The 521-nt window shown below is 55.5% G+C and carries 1 protein-coding gene; it reads left to right on the forward strand.

The window, feature by feature from the left end; genetic code table 11:
- Positions 1 to 521: IS3 family transposase (locus tag GTPT_RS16580; RefSeq protein ID WP_038011914.1), on the forward strand; the 521-nt coding region annotated here is incomplete at both ends.

The raw sequence follows: 521 nt of genomic DNA on the forward strand, positions 1-521 counted from the left end.
CGGCAACAGAAGGTCACTGTCCCGACAACTTATACGGCTTCCGGCCCCTGTCAGGTCTGGTCATGGGACATCACCGGGTTACCGTCGGTGGTACGTGGACGCTGGTATTACCTGTATATTATAACTGACCTGTACAGCCGGAAAATCACCGGTTATGAAGTGCATGAGACAGAAAGCGGTGAACAGGCTGCTGCCTTAATGCAACGCAGTGTCATGCGTGAAGGCTGCTGGCGGCATCCGCTGGTCCTGCACGCAGATAACGGCGCAGCCATGAAATCACAGACGCTGCAGATGAAACTGCACGAACTGAATATCACGCCGTCTCACAGCCGTCCGCGGGTCAGTAACGATAATGCGTATGCAGAGTCACTGTTCCGGACGCTGAAGTATGTGCCGCAGTGGCCGTCATCGGGGTTCAGAACGCTGTCGGATGCCCGCCAGTGGGTGGATAAATTTACCCGGTGGTATAACGAAACGCACCGTCACAGCGGAATACGCTATGTGACTCCGTCAGAGCGGCA

The organism is Tatumella ptyseos ATCC 33301 (genome assembly GCF_000735525.1).
Classification (GTDB): Bacteria; Pseudomonadota; Gammaproteobacteria; order Enterobacterales; family Enterobacteriaceae; genus Tatumella; species Tatumella ptyseos.